This window comes from Marinobacter sp. ATCH36, assembly GCF_023555055.1.
GTDB lineage: Bacteria > Pseudomonadota > Gammaproteobacteria > Pseudomonadales > Oleiphilaceae > Marinobacter.
Window position 1 is genome coordinate 966,528 of sequence record NZ_JAMJPL010000001.1, and the last position, 16,930, is coordinate 983,457.

At 58.7% G+C, this 16,930-nt stretch carries 18 protein-coding genes; 10 read left to right on the forward strand and 8 right to left on the reverse strand.

Annotated elements, in window-relative coordinates; genetic code table 11:
* Window positions 1–286 precede the first annotated feature (286 nt).
* The 4 genes from M8010_RS04285 to rpe form a co-directional block, all read right to left on the reverse strand.
* Window positions 287–865: an aminodeoxychorismate/anthranilate synthase component II gene (locus M8010_RS04285; protein ID WP_250089142.1), complete on the reverse strand. Its 579-nt coding sequence runs from the start codon at window positions 863–865 to the stop codon at window positions 287–289.
* Between the two features lie 16 nt (window positions 866–881).
* Window positions 882–2,369, reverse strand: coding sequence for an anthranilate synthase component I (gene trpE, locus M8010_RS04290; protein ID WP_250089143.1), 1,488 nt, complete (start codon window positions 2,367–2,369; stop codon window positions 882–884).
* A gap of 178 nt (window positions 2,370–2,547) precedes the next feature.
* On the reverse strand, window positions 2,548–3,237 hold the full coding sequence (locus tag M8010_RS04295; protein ID WP_250089144.1) for a phosphoglycolate phosphatase: 690 nt from the start codon (window positions 3,235–3,237) through the stop codon (window positions 2,548–2,550).
* Window positions 3,234–3,920 (reverse strand): ribulose-phosphate 3-epimerase, encoded by a 687-nt coding sequence (gene rpe / locus M8010_RS04300; RefSeq protein WP_250089148.1) that lies wholly within the window; start codon window positions 3,918–3,920, stop codon window positions 3,234–3,236. The genes M8010_RS04295 and rpe overlap by 4 nt, the downstream gene beginning before the upstream one ends.
* 106 nt (window positions 3,921–4,026) lie before the next feature.
* Between rpe and M8010_RS04305 the strand changes: the two genes are divergently transcribed.
* Window positions 4,027–4,935, forward strand: coding sequence for a DUF3530 family protein (locus M8010_RS04305; RefSeq protein WP_250089149.1), 909 nt, complete (start codon window positions 4,027–4,029; stop codon window positions 4,933–4,935).
* A gap of 9 nt (window positions 4,936–4,944) precedes the next feature.
* On the opposite strand, the gene M8010_RS04310 is transcribed toward M8010_RS04305, so the two are convergent.
* Genes M8010_RS04310 through M8010_RS04320 form a run of 3 tightly spaced genes read right to left on the reverse strand, consistent with a single transcriptional unit; the run spans window position 4,945 to window position 7,418 of the window.
* Window positions 4,945–5,700: a DnaJ domain-containing protein gene (locus M8010_RS04310; RefSeq protein ID WP_250089150.1), complete on the reverse strand. Its 756-nt coding sequence runs from the start codon at window positions 5,698–5,700 to the stop codon at window positions 4,945–4,947.
* Between the two features lie 3 nt (window positions 5,701–5,703).
* Window positions 5,704–6,384, reverse strand: coding sequence for an N-acetylmuramate alpha-1-phosphate uridylyltransferase MurU (gene murU / locus M8010_RS04315; protein ID WP_250089152.1), 681 nt, complete (start codon window positions 6,382–6,384; stop codon window positions 5,704–5,706).
* Window positions 6,381–7,418, reverse strand: a complete 1,038-nt coding sequence (locus M8010_RS04320; protein ID WP_250089153.1) for an aminoglycoside phosphotransferase family protein — start codon at window positions 7,416–7,418, stop codon at window positions 6,381–6,383. The genes murU and M8010_RS04320 overlap by 4 nt, the downstream gene beginning before the upstream one ends.
* 272 nt (window positions 7,419–7,690) lie before the next feature.
* Between M8010_RS04320 and M8010_RS04325 the strand changes: the two genes are divergently transcribed.
* From M8010_RS04325 to slmA, 9 genes are all read left to right on the forward strand, one after another.
* A complete protein-coding gene (locus M8010_RS04325; RefSeq protein ID WP_349666093.1) occupies window positions 7,691–10,015 on the forward strand; it encodes an LPS-assembly protein LptD in 2,325 nt (774 codons plus the stop codon).
* Window positions 10,016–10,079: 64 nt separating this feature from the next.
* On the forward strand, window positions 10,080–11,405 hold the full coding sequence (locus M8010_RS04330; protein ID WP_250089154.1) for a peptidylprolyl isomerase: 1,326 nt from the start codon (window positions 10,080–10,082) through the stop codon (window positions 11,403–11,405).
* Window positions 11,402–12,403: a 4-hydroxythreonine-4-phosphate dehydrogenase PdxA gene (gene pdxA, locus M8010_RS04335; protein ID WP_250089158.1), complete on the forward strand. Its 1,002-nt coding sequence runs from the start codon at window positions 11,402–11,404 to the stop codon at window positions 12,401–12,403. The genes M8010_RS04330 and pdxA overlap by 4 nt, the downstream gene beginning before the upstream one ends.
* The gene (rsmA, locus tag M8010_RS04340; protein ID WP_250089160.1) at window positions 12,400–13,230 is read left to right on the forward strand and encodes a 16S rRNA (adenine(1518)-N(6)/adenine(1519)-N(6))-dimethyltransferase RsmA; all 831 of its coding nucleotides are present in this window, start codon (window positions 12,400–12,402) and stop codon (window positions 13,228–13,230) included. Before pdxA ends, rsmA begins: the two co-directional genes overlap by 4 nt.
* Window positions 13,223–14,023, forward strand: a complete 801-nt coding sequence (locus tag M8010_RS04345; protein WP_250089162.1) for a symmetrical bis(5'-nucleosyl)-tetraphosphatase — start codon at window positions 13,223–13,225, stop codon at window positions 14,021–14,023. Before rsmA ends, M8010_RS04345 begins: the two co-directional genes overlap by 8 nt.
* A gap of 10 nt (window positions 14,024–14,033) precedes the next feature.
* Window positions 14,034–14,405: a DUF423 domain-containing protein gene (locus M8010_RS04350; protein ID WP_250089164.1), complete on the forward strand. Its 372-nt coding sequence runs from the start codon at window positions 14,034–14,036 to the stop codon at window positions 14,403–14,405.
* 24 nt (window positions 14,406–14,429) lie between these two features.
* Window positions 14,430–14,630, forward strand: a complete 201-nt coding sequence (thiS, locus tag M8010_RS04355) for a sulfur carrier protein ThiS (protein ID WP_250089166.1) — start codon at window positions 14,430–14,432, stop codon at window positions 14,628–14,630.
* A gap of 49 nt (window positions 14,631–14,679) precedes the next feature.
* Window positions 14,680–15,459, forward strand: a complete 780-nt coding sequence (locus M8010_RS04360) for a thiazole synthase (protein ID WP_250089168.1) — start codon at window positions 14,680–14,682, stop codon at window positions 15,457–15,459.
* A 32-nt stretch (window positions 15,460–15,491) separates the two neighbouring features.
* Window positions 15,492–16,088: a nucleoid occlusion factor SlmA gene (gene slmA / locus M8010_RS04365; RefSeq protein WP_250089177.1), complete on the forward strand. Its 597-nt coding sequence runs from the start codon at window positions 15,492–15,494 to the stop codon at window positions 16,086–16,088.
* Here slmA and M8010_RS04370 read toward each other — a convergent pair.
* Window positions 16,079–16,903 carry an inositol monophosphatase family protein gene (locus M8010_RS04370; RefSeq protein ID WP_250089178.1) on the reverse strand — a complete coding sequence of 275 codons (825 nt, stop codon included), beginning with the start codon at window positions 16,901–16,903 and terminating at the stop codon, window positions 16,079–16,081. The genes slmA and M8010_RS04370 overlap by 10 nt on opposite strands.
* Between the last annotated feature and the right edge of the window lie 27 nt (window positions 16,904–16,930).

The following is a 16,930-nucleotide window of genomic DNA, read 5'->3' on the forward strand; positions in this document are numbered from 1 at the left end:
GCACGTTTTGGGCAGTGGCCACCCCAGCCATCTCCTCTCGAATCCGGGTGAGGGCTTCTTCAGCACTCATTCCGTCTCAACTGTCTTCTGCTTTTCGAGATGTGTAGGGAGAACATACCGGAACAGCGGGCTCAGAGGGCCTTGGTGGGTAGAGCTGTTACCAAACCGTGCGGAGCCATGGATGGCGGAGCCCGAGCCGCACAGGACGTCTTGAGGCGTGTTTGGTAACAGCTCTACCCACTAAGGCCCGTAATCAGAACCACGCCCCAAAGGCCACCCAACAGAACTAACTTCTAAGAAAGTTCCGCAAAAGCTCGTGCCCCTGCTCAGTCATAATCGACTCGGGGTGAAACTGAACCCCCTCGATGGGCAACGTCTTGTGGCGAACGCCCATGATTTCTTCCACCGAGCCATCCTCATTGCGGGTCCACGCCGTGACTTCCAGACAGTCCGGCAGGGTGTCCTTGTCGATCACCAGGCTGTGATAGCGAGTGGCCTGCAGCGGATTGCTCAGGCCACGGAATACGCCCAGATCCTTGTGGTATACCGGGGACACCTTGCCATGCATTACCCGCCCGGCGCGGATCACATCGCCGCCGTAGACTTGCCCGATGGCCTGATGGCCCAGGCATACGCCCAGGATTGGCAATTTGCCGGCAAAGTGGCGGATGGCGGCCATTGAAATGCCGGCCTCATTGGGCGTGCAGGGCCCCGGCGAGATCACCAGGCGTTCCGGTTTCAGGGCCTCGATTTCCTCTACCGTGATTTCGTCGTTGCGGTAGACATGCACATCCGCCCCCAACTCGGCCAGATACTGCACCACGTTGTAGGTGAAGGAATCGTAGTTATCGATCATCAGCAACATAATCCGTTCCTCCGCCTCAGTGGTCGAAATCGTTGTAGGTTTTGGCGACCGCGCGGAAGATGGCGCGGCCCTTGTTCATGGTTTCCTTCCACTCGAGGCGGGGTACCGAATCCGCCACCACGCCGGCGCCGGCCTGGATATGCAGGGTGTTGTCCTTGATCACCGCCGTGCGGATGGCAATGGCGGTGTCCATATTGCCGTTGAACGACAGGTAACCCACGGCGCCGCCGTAGACGCCCCGCTTCACCGGCTCCAGCTCGTCGATGATTTCCATGGCGCGGATCTTGGGCGCGCCGCTGAGGGTGCCTGCGGGCAGGGTGGCGCGCAGGACATCCAGGCAACTGGTGTTTTCTTTCAGGCGACCGGTCACGTTGGAGACGATGTGCATGACGTGGGAATAGCGCTCCACAATCATCTTGTCGGTCAGTTTCACGGTTCCGGTTTCGGAAACCCGGCCGGCGTCGTTGCGGCCCAGGTCGATCAGCATCAGATGCTCGGCGATCTCTTTCGGATCGGCCAGCAGTTCCGCTTCCAGGGCTTTGTCCTCGGCATCGGTGGCGCCGCGCTTGCGGGTGCCGGCAATGGGTCTCACGGTGACTTCTTCGTCTTCTACCCGGGCCAGGATTTCCGGCGACGAACCGACGATGTGGAAGTCGTCCAGGTCCAGGAAATACATGTAGGGGGAAGGGTTCAGCACGCGCAGTGAGCGGTACAGGTTCAGTGGCGGTGCCTCGAACGGGATGGACATGCGCTGGGAGATAACGGTCTGCATCACATCGCCGTCCAGCACGTATTCCTTGATCTTGCCCACGGCCGCTTCGAACTTCTCCTGGTTGAAACCGGAGATGAAATCGCTCTCGTCCACCGTTTTGCCCCGCAGATGTTCCGGAGTGCGCGGGGCGTCGGCGGTTTGCCGGTGCAGTCGCGATTCCAGCTCGTCAATACGCTGCAGGGCCTGTTCGTAGGCGCCTTGCTGCTCGGGGTCGGCGTGGACAATCAGGTGCAGCGTGCCGCGCAGGTTATCGAACACTACCACCTCGTCGGACACCATCAGCAGGATATCGGGTGTGCCAATCCTGTCCGGTGGACAGGTCTTGCGCAACCGCTTTTCAATGTAGCGCACGGTGTCGTAGCCAAAATAGCCCACCAGGCCGCCGTTGAAACGAGGCAGTTCATCCAGGTCCGGCGCATTGAAGCGGGCCTGATATTCTTCCACGAAGGTCAGTGGGTCGTCTGCCGTGGTTTTCTCCACCACCTTGCCGTCACGGGTAATAACGATGCTTTGGTCGTAAACCTTGAGAACTTCCCGGCTGGGCAGGCCAATGATGGAGTAACGGCCCCACTTTTCACCACCCTGCACGGATTCGAACAGGTAGGAATAGGGGCCACTGGCCAGTTTGAGATAGGTGCTCAGAGGCGTGTCCAGGTCGGCCAGGACTTCGCGGTAAACAGGGATACGGTTAAAGCCGGCGTTGGCGAGCTCGGCGAATTGCTCGGGTGTCATGGTAAAGATTCCTGAAATCTGATCGGTATGGTGGTATTTCGGGCGGCATTCAGCCGGTGCGCCATCGCCACCATCGAGTTGCGCGGGTTGTCAGTATGCCTCGCGCTGTCATCAGACTCAGTCCCTGCACGGCAGGAATCTCCCGAATAGAAGGTTTCAAATTCAATATCCTGTGAGATTACAAAAGCTGCGCCAGGGAATCAACAACGGCATCCGCTCCCAGTGTATCCACCGGAGCTCCGTAGTTGTAACCGTAACGTACCGCCACAGAAGGTATACCCGCTGACAGCGCTGCGCTGATGTCGGTTACCGAATCCCCCACCATCACCGTTGTGCCCCGGGTGCCGCCCAACTCGGTCATGGCATGGATCAGCGGCTGTGGGTCTGGCTTGCGCACTGGCAGCGTGTCACCGCCGACACTGATATCGAACCAGTGTTCGATGCCCATCTGTTCCAGCAGCGGCGCCACAAACTGTTCCGGTTTGTTGGTGACAATGCCCATGCGGCAGCCGTAATCCGCCAGCCTGTTCAGGCATTCTTCGACACCGTCATAGAGTAATGAATGCTGGCCGTTCAGATCTTCATAGGCGTGATAGAACATCGCCAGGGCATCGTTAAACAGTGCTTCGTCCCTGTCACTGGCAGGTTCCCACTCTGCGCGCCCGGCCAGTGAGCGGCGAACCAGCACGCCGGCGCCATTGCCTACCCACTGGCGTACGTTGTCGATGCCAGCCTTGCGACGGCCCAGCTCTTCCAGCATGGCGTCAATGGCAGCCGCCAGGTCGGGGACACTGTCCACCAGAGTACCATCCAGGTCGAACAGGGCGACACCCGGCCAGCGCTGGCTGAACAGCCCCGCCAGGCTCATTGATTCAGGCTCTTCTGGGCCAGCTCCAGTTCGGCACGCATCCTGTCGATGGTGGCCTTGTAGTCGTCGGTATTAAAGATGGCAGAGCCGGCCACGAAGGTATCGGCCCCGGCCTCGGCAATCTCGCGGATGTTGTCGGTCTTCACACCACCGTCGATTTCCAGGCGGATGTTGCGGCCGCTGGCATCAATGCGCTTGCGGGCTTCGCGCAGTTTGTCGAGGGTGCCGGGAATGAATTTCTGGCCACCGAAGCCGGGGTTTACCGACATCAGCAGGATCATGTCCAGCTTGTCCATCACATGGTCGATATAGTGCAGTGGCGTCGCCGGGTTGAACACCAGACCGGCCTTGCAGCCACCTTCGCGAATCAGTTGCAGGGAACGGTCAATGTGATTCGATGCTTCCGGATGAAAGGTGATGTAGCTGGCGCCGGCGTCGATGAACATGCGGATCAGGTCGTCCACCGGCGACACCATCAGATGAACATCGATGGGTGCGGTAACACCATGCTTGCGCAGGGCCTCGCAGACCATGGGGCCGATGGTCAGGTTGGGCACGTAGTGATTGTCCATAACATCGAAATGGACAATATCTGCACCGGCGGCCAGTACGTTATCGACTTCCTCGCCCAGTCGGGCAAAATCGGCTGACAGGATGGACGGGGCAATCTGGTAAGGGTTCATGACGGCTCTCTTGAACGGTTTGATAGTAGTATCGATGACGGCGCGTACAACGCTTGCTAGTCTACCAGCTTGATGGTGATTTTTCGCACGGAATGAGTGACAGCCTGTGAGCAAATGGTTTGAAAGTCTGGTTATTTCTTCATTGATAATTCTTGTCGGCGTCTATGTCACCGGTGCATCGGCTGCTGACCGCGAGCGGATGATGATCTCATCGGGGCTGGATTCAGACGCGATTGCTACAAAGTGGCCTGACGCAGCCGTGTGGCTGGAACCACCGGAAGAAGAGCGGATTCTGGCACTGTTTGCACCGGAATCAGACACGCCTGCGAAGGGTGCACTGGTGATTCTTGCCGATGAAGGACAGTCGGCAGCCTCCGGGCTGGCGGGGGCCTTGCGCCAGCCCATGGCGCGAGCTGGGTGGGCGGTAATGACGCTGGGGCTGGAACCGCCACCTTATGCGCTTGAGCAGGCGCAACGGCAGCAAGCAGCATACTCCTCTGAGGAATCGCTGGAAGACGACGAGCCCGGTTCGGTCATGATTGACGTGATGGACAGTGTCGACGTCGAAGAGTTGGAGGATCAGTATCTGACCCGGGTCCAGAAAGCACTCGCCGTGGCGGTGGGGAATCTTGTGGATCGAGGATATGAGCAGGTGGCCGTTGCCGGTGTTGGCAAAGCAGCGGGCCATGTAGCGCGGATGGCAAGTGCTGAAAGAGGTGATGTGTCTGCAATCATCTGGATTGCGCCGGTTTTCGGCCGAAGCGATTCGGCTGCCCTCACGGATTGGCTTTCCAGGGCTGGACAAACCAGGGTGCTGGAGATTCACAGCTCTCGTGCACCAGCAACAATGGAGGGCGCGGGGCTCAGGTCACCAAAACAGCGTGAGGCCGGATTCAGGCGTGAGGGGATCGCTCTCTATGCCCGGCAACCGGTTGCTATGGCAGAGCCACCGGAGCCCCGGGATGCACCGGCAGTGGCTAACCGGCTATCAGCCTGGCTGGCGTCAACCCAATAGTGCAGGAACTCACACCGACAGTCTTTGGCTGATCAGTTCCCAGGCCTGCTGATATCGCAACAAGCGATCCTTGGCTCTGGCCAGCTCCGCGGGGCTGAGATCCTGCTGCGCCAGCTTGTCCGGATGGCATTCTGATACTTTTTTGCGGTAGGCGCGTTTGATTGTTTCCCGCGAGTCCCGGCGGGTAACCCCCAGAAGCTGGCACGCCTGCTCAAAGGTGGATGGGCGAGGCTGTGCTTCCGGCTCGGTAATCCAGACCTTGCAGGCGTAGCTCTCGAGGATGTCGTCACTGACCCGGGTTGGCAGCCCTATCTGGTCGATGGCGTCCTCGCAGCGATAGCGTCTGGGTTTCTCCGGGCGACCCTGCAGTTGAGCCGCGTGACATAGGCAGATGGCAACACGCAGCGCGGGAGAGGGCCAGATACGATGGGTCAACCTGAGGCCGAGGGCTTTCATCGCGGGGATGCGCTCGGCTGTCTTGCCTTTGCGAAAATAGCCAATCGCCTTTCTGCGCTGGCGTGGGGACAACTTCAGGGCTTTCATCAACGCTTCGGCGAAGCCGACGTCTTTCTCAGTCACCCGCCCTTGGGATTTGGCGATGTAGCCGAGGAAAAAAAACAGGCTGCGGCGGCACCAGCGCGGCAGTCGGGTTCTGACCATTAACTCGTTGGCCTGATGGCCGCAGGCTGCCAACTCCTCAAGCAGTTCGCTGAACTCGGCTTCCATGCGTGCCGGGAGACTGCTGGTTCTGGATTCAGAGGTCATGGCTCAGCTCCCGCCTGCCTTGAGTTTCCGGTCCAGCTCCCGGAGTCGTTCCGGAGTGCCGATATCCATCCACTGCCCGGTGTGATGCACGCCACTTACGCGCCCCTGGGCCATGGCTTCACGAAGGATAGGGGCGAGTTTTCGCGGCCCCGGTGCCAGCCCGTCAAACAGGCGGCGATTGAGCAGGCTGATGCCGGTGAAGGTCAGCATTTCCGGCCCGCTAACCGATATCGTACCATCCGGATGCAGGCAGAAATCACCCGCCGGGTTGTGTTCCGGATTACTGGTCAGCACCAGTAGCGCATCGGCTCCTTCAGGCGGGATCAGTTGCGCCAGGGAAAAGTCGCACCAGATATCGCCATTGATCACCGCGAACCATTCATCCCCGGCACTGGTCAGAAGAGGCAGGGCGTGGATGATGCCACCGGCGGTTTCCAGTGGTTCGCTTTCCCTTGAGTACTCAATCGACACCCCGAAAGCGTCGCCATTGCCGAGCTCGTCTTCAATCTGCATGCCCAGCCAGGCGTGGTTGATGACCAATTGGCGAAACCCGGCGGTCTTCAAATTTTCCAGGTGATGCACGATCAGGGGCTTATCACCTGCGGGAAGGAGCGGCTTAGGGGTTGTCAGTGTCAGCGGCCGCATGCGCTCGCCCTTGCCCGCCGCGAGTATCATGGCTTTCACTGGCCGGATGTCTCCACTGGTCCGATCTGTTGCTCTATGGCGGGGACCACGGTGTCGGTCAGCCACTCATGGAAGTGTCGCAGGGCTGCCTGCCTGCTGCTGGCCTCCACCAGATAGCCTACGGTACGGGGAACGTCTTTCAGGAACCCGGTCTTGCCATCACGGATTGCCAGCCTGGCGAAAATACCAGCGGCTTTAAGGTGGCGTTGCATGCCCATGAGTTCCAGCCATTGGCGGAAGGTTGCCTGATCCGCCTTGTGCAGCCCGGCATTTGCGCTGAGCACCCGGAAATGCTCGGCCCACTGGCTGATACGGTCTTCTGGCCAACGGACATAACAGTCTTTAAGCAGCGATACCAGGTCATAGGTTACCGGGCCGCGTACGGCATCCTGGAAGTCAATCACGCCGGGCCTCTCGGTATCGGGCCGAACCAGCAGGTTGCGGGAATGGTAGTCTCTGTGTACCGCCACTTCCGGCTGGGCCAGGGCGCTTTCCCGCAGGAAAGCGAAGGTGGTGTCCAGCAGTGCCCGTTCACCATTGCCAAGTGTCAATCCCAGCTTTCGGGTCAGTAGCCAGTCGGGGAACAGCGCCATCTCGCGGTCCAGAAGGGCGGTGTCATAGGCTGGCAGCGGAAAATCCGGGGTGTCACCAGCACGCTGGATGCGGACCAGTTCATCCATCGCAGCGCCATAGAGCCGGTCGGCATTGCCGGTATTCAGCGCATTGAGCATGAGTTGGTCACCAAAATCCTCCAGCAGCAGGAAACCTCGGGTCAGGTCTTCCTCAACCACATCCGGCACGGCAATGTCCAGACTGCGCCAGTATTGGGCAATAGCGACAAAAGGCTTACAGTCTTCGTGTTCAGGAGGGGCATCCATCACGATGTAGTCGTGTGATCCGGTGCCATGGGGGTCGCCGGTGACCCGGAAATAACGTCGGAAGCTCGCATCCCCGGATACTGGCCGGGGTGTTGCCTGGTCAAAACCTGGGAGGTCTCTGACCCACTGGGTGAGCATTTTCAGACGGGTGTCCATGAATGTGCTGGTTTCCTGGCTCAGAAGTGGCTGAATTTTTAACTTTCCGGTTCTTGGCGGAAAGTTAGCAGATCAGTATAGAGACGGTAAATCGGTTTTGCAGCAATGGCCGGTTTCCGTTAACAAGGCAAAGGGCGGCGTGTAAACTAGGCCGCTGTTAAATTGTCTACGGCAGTAGCAAACCCATTCAGGACAGGAACCCAATCATCGTGCCAGCCTCACCAAGGAAGCTGCGAACACCGACGCACTGGTTGCTGCACTGCGCAGGGTGTTTGGGTGCTCTTACGGCAGGTTGCTTTGGGCTGGCAGTGGCGCCCGTGGTTCTGGCCCAGTCATCGCCTTCGGCAGCGGAGATCGACTGGCGCCCCAGGTCAGAATTGCCTGCCGAAATTCGCCGCACACTGCCGGATTTCTGTGAGGGAGGCTACATGCCTTCTGTTGTGCCGGCGACATCGAATGGGGTGGCGGCCGATAGTGGGCAGGCTCCCTTACAGGCCAGTGGTCTCAATGCCAGGTATGAGATTGATAACGAACTCTACCTTCGCGGAGATGTCCGGCTGCAACAGGCAGGCTTCAGGGTGACGGGCTCAGAGGCGCGTTACAGCCAGGCTTCGGGATTGGTCGCTATTGAAGGGCCACTGACCAGCCGTGGCGAGGGATTCCTGCTGACCGGCGAGCAGGCGGATTACGATGTCAACAGCGGCCGGGTGGACATCAATACCGCTACCTTCCTGTTGCACGGCCCGGAGTTGCGGGGCTCCGCCGGGCAGCTGTCCCGCACTGGGCAAGACCAGGTCCAGATACGCCAGGGTTCGCTGACCACATGCGCCCCTCATAGTAATGACTGGATGATTGTAGCGTCCGACATTCACCTGGACCAGGCAGAGGGGGTAGGTACGGCCAAGCATGTTCGCCTGGAAATCAGCGATGTCCCGGTGTTTTACTGGCCCTATGCCAGCTTCCCCATTGATGAGCGCCGCAAGAGCGGTTTCCTGTACCCGTCATTTGGTACCTCCAATGCAGGTAGCGGCGCCTTCCTCTCCGTGCCGTACTATCTGAACCTGGCGCCTCATTACGATGCGACCCTGACCCCCCAGTATATTCATGGGCGCGGGTTATTTACCGAGGCCGAAGGGCGCTATTTGAGCAGCCTGGGAGAGTCTGTGCTGCAGGTTGGTTATGCCGGCAACGACACTGAATTCGAACGCGAATTTCCCGGTGAGGATGGCGAGCGCTGGGGTCTGGATTTCAGCACCCGGGCGTCCTTCGGCAGCGGCTGGAGTGGTTACGGTGACTACTCCGTAGTCAGTGATGACGAATATCTGAGTGACCTGAACCGCAATCTTGAGATCAATCGCGCGACCCATCTTCTGCGTCGTGGTGGTGTGCGCTACCGGGATTCATCACAGTACTTTGAAACCTATCTCAGTGGCTACCAGACCATCAGTGATTTCATTGCGGATGAAAATATTCCCTATTCGCAATTGCCGGAGGTTCTTTACGGTGCCAGCGTCGATGCGGGCCCTGCCGAGCTGTCACTGGAAAGCCAGTACACTTACTTCTATCGAGACAATGCCGACCTGACCGGCCTGGACCGTGCCAATGGCCAGCGTGCCAGGGCCATCCCGGAGTTGGCGCTGCCGATGCGGGCGCTCTGGGGCTACGCACGGCCATCTGTCAGCGTGGATTACACCCGATATGAACTGGAAGATTACAACCTGCGGCAACCAGGGTTTGATCGCACGGTGCCGGTGGCGGAATGGGATTCCGGTCTTTACTTCGACCGCCAGTCCAGCCTGTTTGATATTCCCTACAACCAGACCCTCGAGCCCCGTCTCTATTATGCCTGGGCAGACGCAGATGCGGACCAGGAGTTTATCCCGGATTTTGATACCACTATCCGCTCGTTCAGCTTTGACCGACTGTTCCAGCGTAATCGTTTCAGCGGTGGCGACAGGGTTGGTGACACAAATCAGCTCACCGTTGCACTGACAAGCCGTTTCAATGACCTTCTGACAGGCGCCGAGCGGGCGCGGTTCAGCATCGGCCAGGTGCATTACTATGATGACAGGGAAGTAACCCTGGCCGGACAGGGCGGTTCCGATGCCAGCGATTCACCGCTGGCCGGTGAGATGATCCTGCGGCCGGTGGACGGGCTGGAAATCCGCACCTCCGGGCTGTGGGAACCAGACACCCACAAAACCGAAGAGGGTCGCAGCCAGCTGATCTTCCACTCCCGTGATTATCGGTATCTGGCCAGCGTCGGCCACACCTATCGGCGAAACGAATTCGAGCAGTCGGATATCGGGGGCGTTTTTCCTGTCACAGACCGTGTTAGTCTGATCGGCCGCTGGGTCTATGATTCGCAGCTTGATCGTACCGTCGGGTCATTGGCCGGGCTGGAATACAATAATTGCTGCTGGAGCGTCCAGCTTGTTCACCAGAACTACTTTACGGACGATCAGGAACTTGAAAGCCGCATGCTGTTCCAGATTCAGCTCAAGGGTCTGGGTGGCAGTGGTGGTTCGTCCGGCGAAATATCCGAAGCGATATATGGCTTCGATGAACGAGAACGTCGCCGTTTCGGCGGTCGCTGAGTGCTGAGAAATCCGGGTACCCTGTGCCCGGCGACAGGCAGTATTTTTCCATACAGAGGTGACTATGAAGGCGAACCTTCGCCAGTGCGCACGAATACTACTGGTACTGATGGTTGTGAGCTTGTCTGCAACCGTACAGGCCGAACGCAAACTTCTTGACCAAGTGGTTGCGGTAGTCAATGACGATGTCATTCTGCAGTCCGAACTGGAAGCACGAATCAACACCATCGTAGGCCGACTGAGTGCGCAGGGTACCGGCCTGCCACCACGTGACATTCTCGAAGAGCGGGTGCTGGAGCAGTTGATTACCGAGTCGATCCAGCTGCAGATGGCAGACAGGGCCGGTATGCGCATCAGCGATAACGAGCTTAACGAGACCATGGCCTCCATCGCCCGGCGCAACAACATGACGCTGGCGCAGTTTGAGCAACAACTGGGCCAGGAAGGCGTTACCTACCGTGAAGCCCGTGAGCAGATCCGTAATGAAATGATCACCAGCCGGGTCCAGCAACGCCAGGTTGGCAATCGTGTGCGGGTAACGGACCGGGAGGTGCAGAATTATCTCGAGGCCACGGCCGGCCAGGGCCGCAGTAACGCGGAATACGAGCTGGCGCATATCCTCATCGAAGTGGACGACTTTAATGATGAGCAAGAACTGAGTGCCGCCCGCGAACAGATCGAAACGCTGCGTGAGGAAATTGCTTCTGGCAGGGACTTCCGTGAGGTCGCAGTTGCTGAGTCCGACGCCAGCAATGCCCTTGATGGTGGCGATATGGGCTGGCGTGCAGAGAACCGTCTGCCGTCACTGATTGCCGACGTGGTACCGGATCTGGAACCGGGAACAGTGTCGCCGGTTCTGGAAAACAACAGTGGTTTCCACCTGGTTATGGTCATGGATCGCCGTGGTGGCGAACAGGCGCAGGTTATTGAACAGTCCAAAGTTCGCCATATTCTTGTGCGCACCTCGGAAACCGTGTCTGAAGGCCAGGCGGAAGAAACTATCCGGGAACTCTACCAGCAACTTGAGAATGGCGCTGACTTTGCCGCGCTCGCCCGGGAATATTCCGACGACCCGGTTTCCGGCTCTGATGGCGGTAATCTTGGTTGGGTCAGCCCGGGACAGATGGTGCCGGAGTTTGAGCAGGCGATGATGGCGGCCGATGTTGGAGAGCTCGAAGGTCCCTTCCGGTCACAGTTCGGCTGGCATATCCTCGAAGTGCAGGATCGTCGCCAGCAGGATATCAGTGGTGATGTCCGGGAATCCGAGGCTCGCCAGGCGATTTACCGCCGCAAGTTCGATACCGAGCTGCAGAACTGGCTACGGGAAATCCGTGACGAAGCCTTTATCGAGTTCAAGAACGACGAATCCGGGGACACCAGCGAGTCATGAAGCGATCTGTCACCCTGGCACTGACAGCAGGCGAGCCGGCGGGTATCGGCCCGGAGCTCTGCCTGCAACTGGGCCTGGAAGAGCGACAGCCAGGGATTGTTGTGGTGGCCTGCAAGCACCTGCTGCAAGCCCGGGCAGGATTGCTCGGGCTGGCGGTAGAGCTGGAGGACTGGAAACCCGGGAACCGGGCAGCTACAGCACCGGGACGGCTTTCTGTTATGCACATTGACGGCCTGACATCTACCGATGCGGGCAAACTCGACCCTGGCAACAGTGCCTACGTGCTGGAAACTCTGCGAATCGCAGCCCAGGGCTGCCTTGACGGAGTTTTTGACGGCATGGTGACCGCTCCGGTTCACAAGGGCGTAATCAACGATGCGGGCATCGCCTTCAGCGGCCATACCGAATTCCTACAGGAGCTCTGTGGCGTTGAACGGGTGGTAATGATGCTGGCCACCGACGAGCTTCGGGTAGCACTGGTCACCACGCACCTTCCATTGAAAGACGTCTCCGCTGCCATTACGCCAGAGCGTCTGACACAGGTTATCCGTATTCTTGATGTTGACCTGCGCAAATACTTCGGCATCGAACAGCCCGTAATCCTGGTTGCCGGCCTCAACCCTCACGCCGGGGAAGGCGGCTATCTGGGCCGGGAAGAGCTCGACATTATAGAACCCACACTGGAAAAACTTCGCCGGGAAGGGATGACACTGACCGGCCCGCTGCCGGCCGACACCCTGTTCACCCCTCATTGGCTGGACAACGCCGATGCGGTACTGGCGATGTATCACGACCAGGGCCTGCCGGTCCTTAAATTCCAGGGTTTTGGCCGGGCCGTTAATATCACCCTCGGCCTGCCCATTGTCCGTACCTCCGTGGACCATGGCACCGCCCTTGATCTGGCCGGTAGCGGAAAGGCGGATGCGGGCAGCCTTCATACGGCGGTCAGAGTAGGCGAACAGATGGCACAATCCGCAACAAGAGATCGCAACGAGTGAGCAACAAACACGGCCACCAGGCCAGGAAACGCTTCGGCCAGAATTTTCTTCACGACCCCGGTGTGATTGAACGCATTATCCGCGCCATCAACCCCAAGCCGGACGAAGCCCTTGTGGAAATAGGCCCTGGCCTGGGCGCGCTCACCGAAGAAATGCTTGCGGTAAATCCCGGTCTCCAGGTAGTGGAGCTGGACCGGGACCTGATTCCGGTACTCAGAACCAAGTTCTTCAATTACCCGGAGTTTCGCATCCACGAAGCGGATGCCCTGAAATTCGATTTTGGTAAGCTGGTAGACAGCAAGCCCCTGAGAATCATCGGTAACCTGCCGTACAATATTTCCACACCACTGATTTTCCACCTGCTGGGCCACTCCGGGGTGGTGCAGGACATGCACTTCATGCTGCAAAAAGAAGTGGTGCAGCGGATGGGGGCGGTGCCCGGCGACAACAACTATGGCCGGCTGGGTATCATGACCCAGTACTTTTGCCGGGTGCAGCCTTTGTTCGAAGTGGGCCCGGGGGCCTTCCGCCCGGCGCCGAAAGTGGACTCTGCCATTGTTCGCCTGGTTCCTCACGAGACGTTGCCGCACCCGGCGAAGGACTACAAACTGTTGCAAGCGGTGGTACGTACCGCCTTCAGTGCCCGCCGCAAAACCCTGCGCAAGGCCCTGGCCGGTATGATAACCGTGCAGCAACTTAACAGTATTGGTATCAATGACGGCCTGCGTCCGGAAAACCTGGGCCTGCCGGAGTACGTCGCGATTGCAGATCTTTTGGCGGATACCCGGCCGGAAACTGACGGAAATGGTGAGGCAAGCAATGACTGATTATGCGATTGGCGATATTCAGGGATGTTATGAACGCTTGCGGGATGTGCTGGATCTCGTGGATTTCTCCCCGTCCCGCGACCGGCTCTGGGTGGCTGGTGACATCATCAACCGGGGACCGTCTTCGCTTGAGGCTCTCCGTTACGTTGAGAGCCTTGGCGACTCTGCCGTGGTGGTTTTGGGCAATCATGACCTTCACCTCCTGGCCGTTGCCTTTGGTGGGCATTCGCTGAAGCGCAAGGACACCCTCGCTGATATCCTGGACGCCCCGGACCATGGCAAGCTGTTTGACTGGCTGAGACAACAAAACCTGTGCGTTCACGATGCTGACCGTAACTTTGTCATGGTACACGCCGGGTTACCCCATATCTGGTCGGTCGAACAGGCCGTTGGTTACAGCCGGGAAGTGGAAAGCGTGATCCGCGGGCCGGATGCCGAAGAGTATTTCACTCATATGTACGGTAATCAGCCCGAGCGTTGGCAGGATAGCCTGGCAGGCATGGATCGCTGGAGGATGATTACCAATTACTTTACCCGTATGCGCTTTATTGCGGAGGACGGTACCCTGGAGCTTGCGGCCAAAGAATCGGCGGATTCAGCACCGGATGGTTTTGCACCCTGGTTCCGTTTCCCACGCAAGGATAGGGTCAAGGTGGTGTTCGGTCACTGGGCGGCACTCGAGGGGCAGACCGACAGCGAACGCTATATAGGTCTGGATACCGGCTGTGTCTGGGGCGGAAAACTGACCCTGATGAACCTCGACACTGAAGAAAAGATCCATTGTGACTGTTAGGAACGTACCGTTGCTTCGAATTCCACTGATCTGCGGTGCCCTCTTTGCACTGCTGGCAGTAATGGCCGGTGCTTTCGGAGCCCATGGCTTGCGGGGTATGCTTGATGGTCGCGGCCTTGAAGTTTTCCAGACTGCCGTCACCTATCAGGTATACCATTCACTGGCTCTGATTCTGGTTTCGATACTTCCGGTTGCAGGGCTATCAAGGCGCCTGCTCGGCATTGCGACAGGGTTCTTTATCGCCGGTATTCTGCTGTTCAGTGGCAGTCTGTACCTTCTGGTGCTAACGGATATTCGCTGGGTGGGGCCGGTAACACCGATGGGTGGAGTCAGCTTTATGGTGGGCTGGATACTCGTGGCGATATCGGGATTCAGGCGTTAACGACAGACTTTTGCAGGAAAAGCTATGCAGGTTCAGGTAAACGGTGACCCCATGGAGCTTCCCGATGAAGCGACGGTCGCAGTATTGATTGACCGGCTGGTGCTATCTGGCAAGCGCCTGGCCGTGGAAGTAAACGAAGACATTGTCCCACGTAGCCAGCACACCGAATTTACCCTCAGTGAGGGCGACAGGGTAGAGGTCGTTCACGCCATTGGCGGCGGTTGAGGCTGGTTGTTTTTATTCCCGATTTCAATGACAGGTTCAGGTGTTCAGCATGAGTGAAAGTTCCGAAAGACCAGTTCCCGAAGACAAACCACTGGAAATTGCCGGCCGGGTCTACCAGTCCCGCCTGCTGGTGGGCACTGGCAAGTACCGCGACATGATGGAAACCGGCCACGCCATCGAGGCCAGCGGCGCCGAGATCGTCACCTTTGCCGTTCGCCGCACCAACCTTGGCCAGAACCCGGACGAGCCCAACCTGCTGGATGTGGTATCCCCGGATCGTTATACCATGCTGCCGAACACGGCGGGTTGTTACACCGCCAAAGATGCGGTACGCACCTGCAAGCTGGCCCGTGAATTGCTGGAGGGCCACGACCTGGTCAAACTGGAGGTGCTGGGTGAAGAAAAGACACTCTACCCGAATATGACTGAAACGCTGGTGGCAGCGGAAGAGCTGATCCGCGACGGTTTCAGGGTGATGGTGTACTGCTCCGACGACCCCCTGCTGGCCAAGCGCCTGGAAGAGATGGGCTGTATCGCCATTATGCCTTTGGGCGCACCCATCGGTTCCGGCCTGGGTATCCAGAACCGCTATAACATCCGCCTGATCGCGGAAAACGCCAATGTGCCGGTGCTGGTTGATGCAGGCGTCGGCACCGCGTCCGATGCAACGCTGGCCATGGAGCTGGGCTGTGATGGCGTTCTGATGAACACAGCCATCGCCCTGGCGCAGGACCCGATCCGCATGGCCAAAGCCATGCGCCTGGCCATAGAATCCGGCCGCGATGCCTACCTGGCGGGCCGCCTGCCTCCGTACTCACAGGATCCGTAATCCCAAGTCAACCAGAGCGCTGCAGTCCTGCTATGACAGAACAAAAACCCAGTCGTCGAGAAGCGATTCTTCATGCCCTTGTGGAGCTCCTGGAGAAAGACCCGGGAGCTCGAATTACTACCGCGGGCCTGGCCAAGTCCGTTGGCGTTACAGAGGCGGCGCTGTATCGCCATTTTCCCAGTAAACGAAAAATGTTCGAGGCCTTGATCGAGTTCGCTGAGGGGGCCGTGTTTTCCCGTTGCCAGGTCATTCTGCAGGAACAGGAAGACGTGCGGGTTCGCCTGCAGCAGCTGGTGCATTTGGTGCTGGTGTTTGCAGAGCGAAACCCGGGCTTGTGCACAGTACTGACCGGAGATGCCCTGGTGGGTGAAAATGACACCCTGCGAAAACGAGCCTCACAGTTTTTCGAGCGGTTGGAAACCCAGGTCCGTCAGGCACTGAAGGAAGGGGAAATCCGCCAGGGCCTGCGGCCACGGACCAGTTCGGTCCGGGGCGCGGATTTTGTGCTGGTTTTTATTGAGGGTAGGGTGCAGCGGTTTATCCGGTCTTCTTTTTCGCGATTACCTACCAACGATTTCGAAGAAGCCTGGGCGCTGGTCGCCGAGGCAGTCTGGGCAAGTCACTCGTAGCCAGACGCCTTGCGCAGAATTTTCCGTACTGGCTCCCATACCGCCGGAGCGGAAATCAGGATGTCCCGGCCCCACAGGTCGGCAGGGTAGCCATCCGGAACTTCACTGAAATGCCCCGCTGTTGCGCCTGCCTCCAGGGCAATCAGCCGTGCAGCGGCGAAATCCCAGGGGCTGACGTTTTCGTAGTAGATGTCCAGCCGACCACAGGCTACCCAGCAGATATCCAGGGCCGCCGAGCCGATACGGCGCAGGTCCCGGCACTGGTGAATCATGGCGTCGAGCCGGTTCAGGAGTGGCCTGAGGTTGTCTTTGGTGTAGGGGAAGCCGGTGGCGAAGAGGGAATCCCGTGGTACGGTCGCACCACTGTGTTTGATGGGGCTGCCGTTAAGGGTGCCGCCTTCGCCACGAACTGCGCGGAAGGTTTCAGCGGCAAACGGTGCGTGCACCACACCCACTTGAACCCGGCCTTTTTCTGCGTACGCAATGGAAATTGCAACCTGAGGATGACCATAGGCGTAGTTCACGGTGCCGTCGATGGGGTCGATAATCCACAGCGGGGTGTCCAGTTCTTCAGCCTGGCTCAGGTCCGGCATGGTTTCTTCGGAAAGGATGCGGTGATCGGGGAAACGTTCGCGGATGGCGCCGGTGATCATCTCGTCTGCCATCACATCGGCGTGGGTGACCAGTTCCGTCTGTTGCTTATAGTCGGTGCGCAGGGTGTTTTCGTCACGTTCCCGCCTGACCAGTTCGCCGGCTCTCAGGGCAAGCTTTTCGGCAAATTCTGCAATGGTGGTAATGGCTTTCAGGTCAGACAAGTTGGCGCCCTCCGATCAAGAAATGAA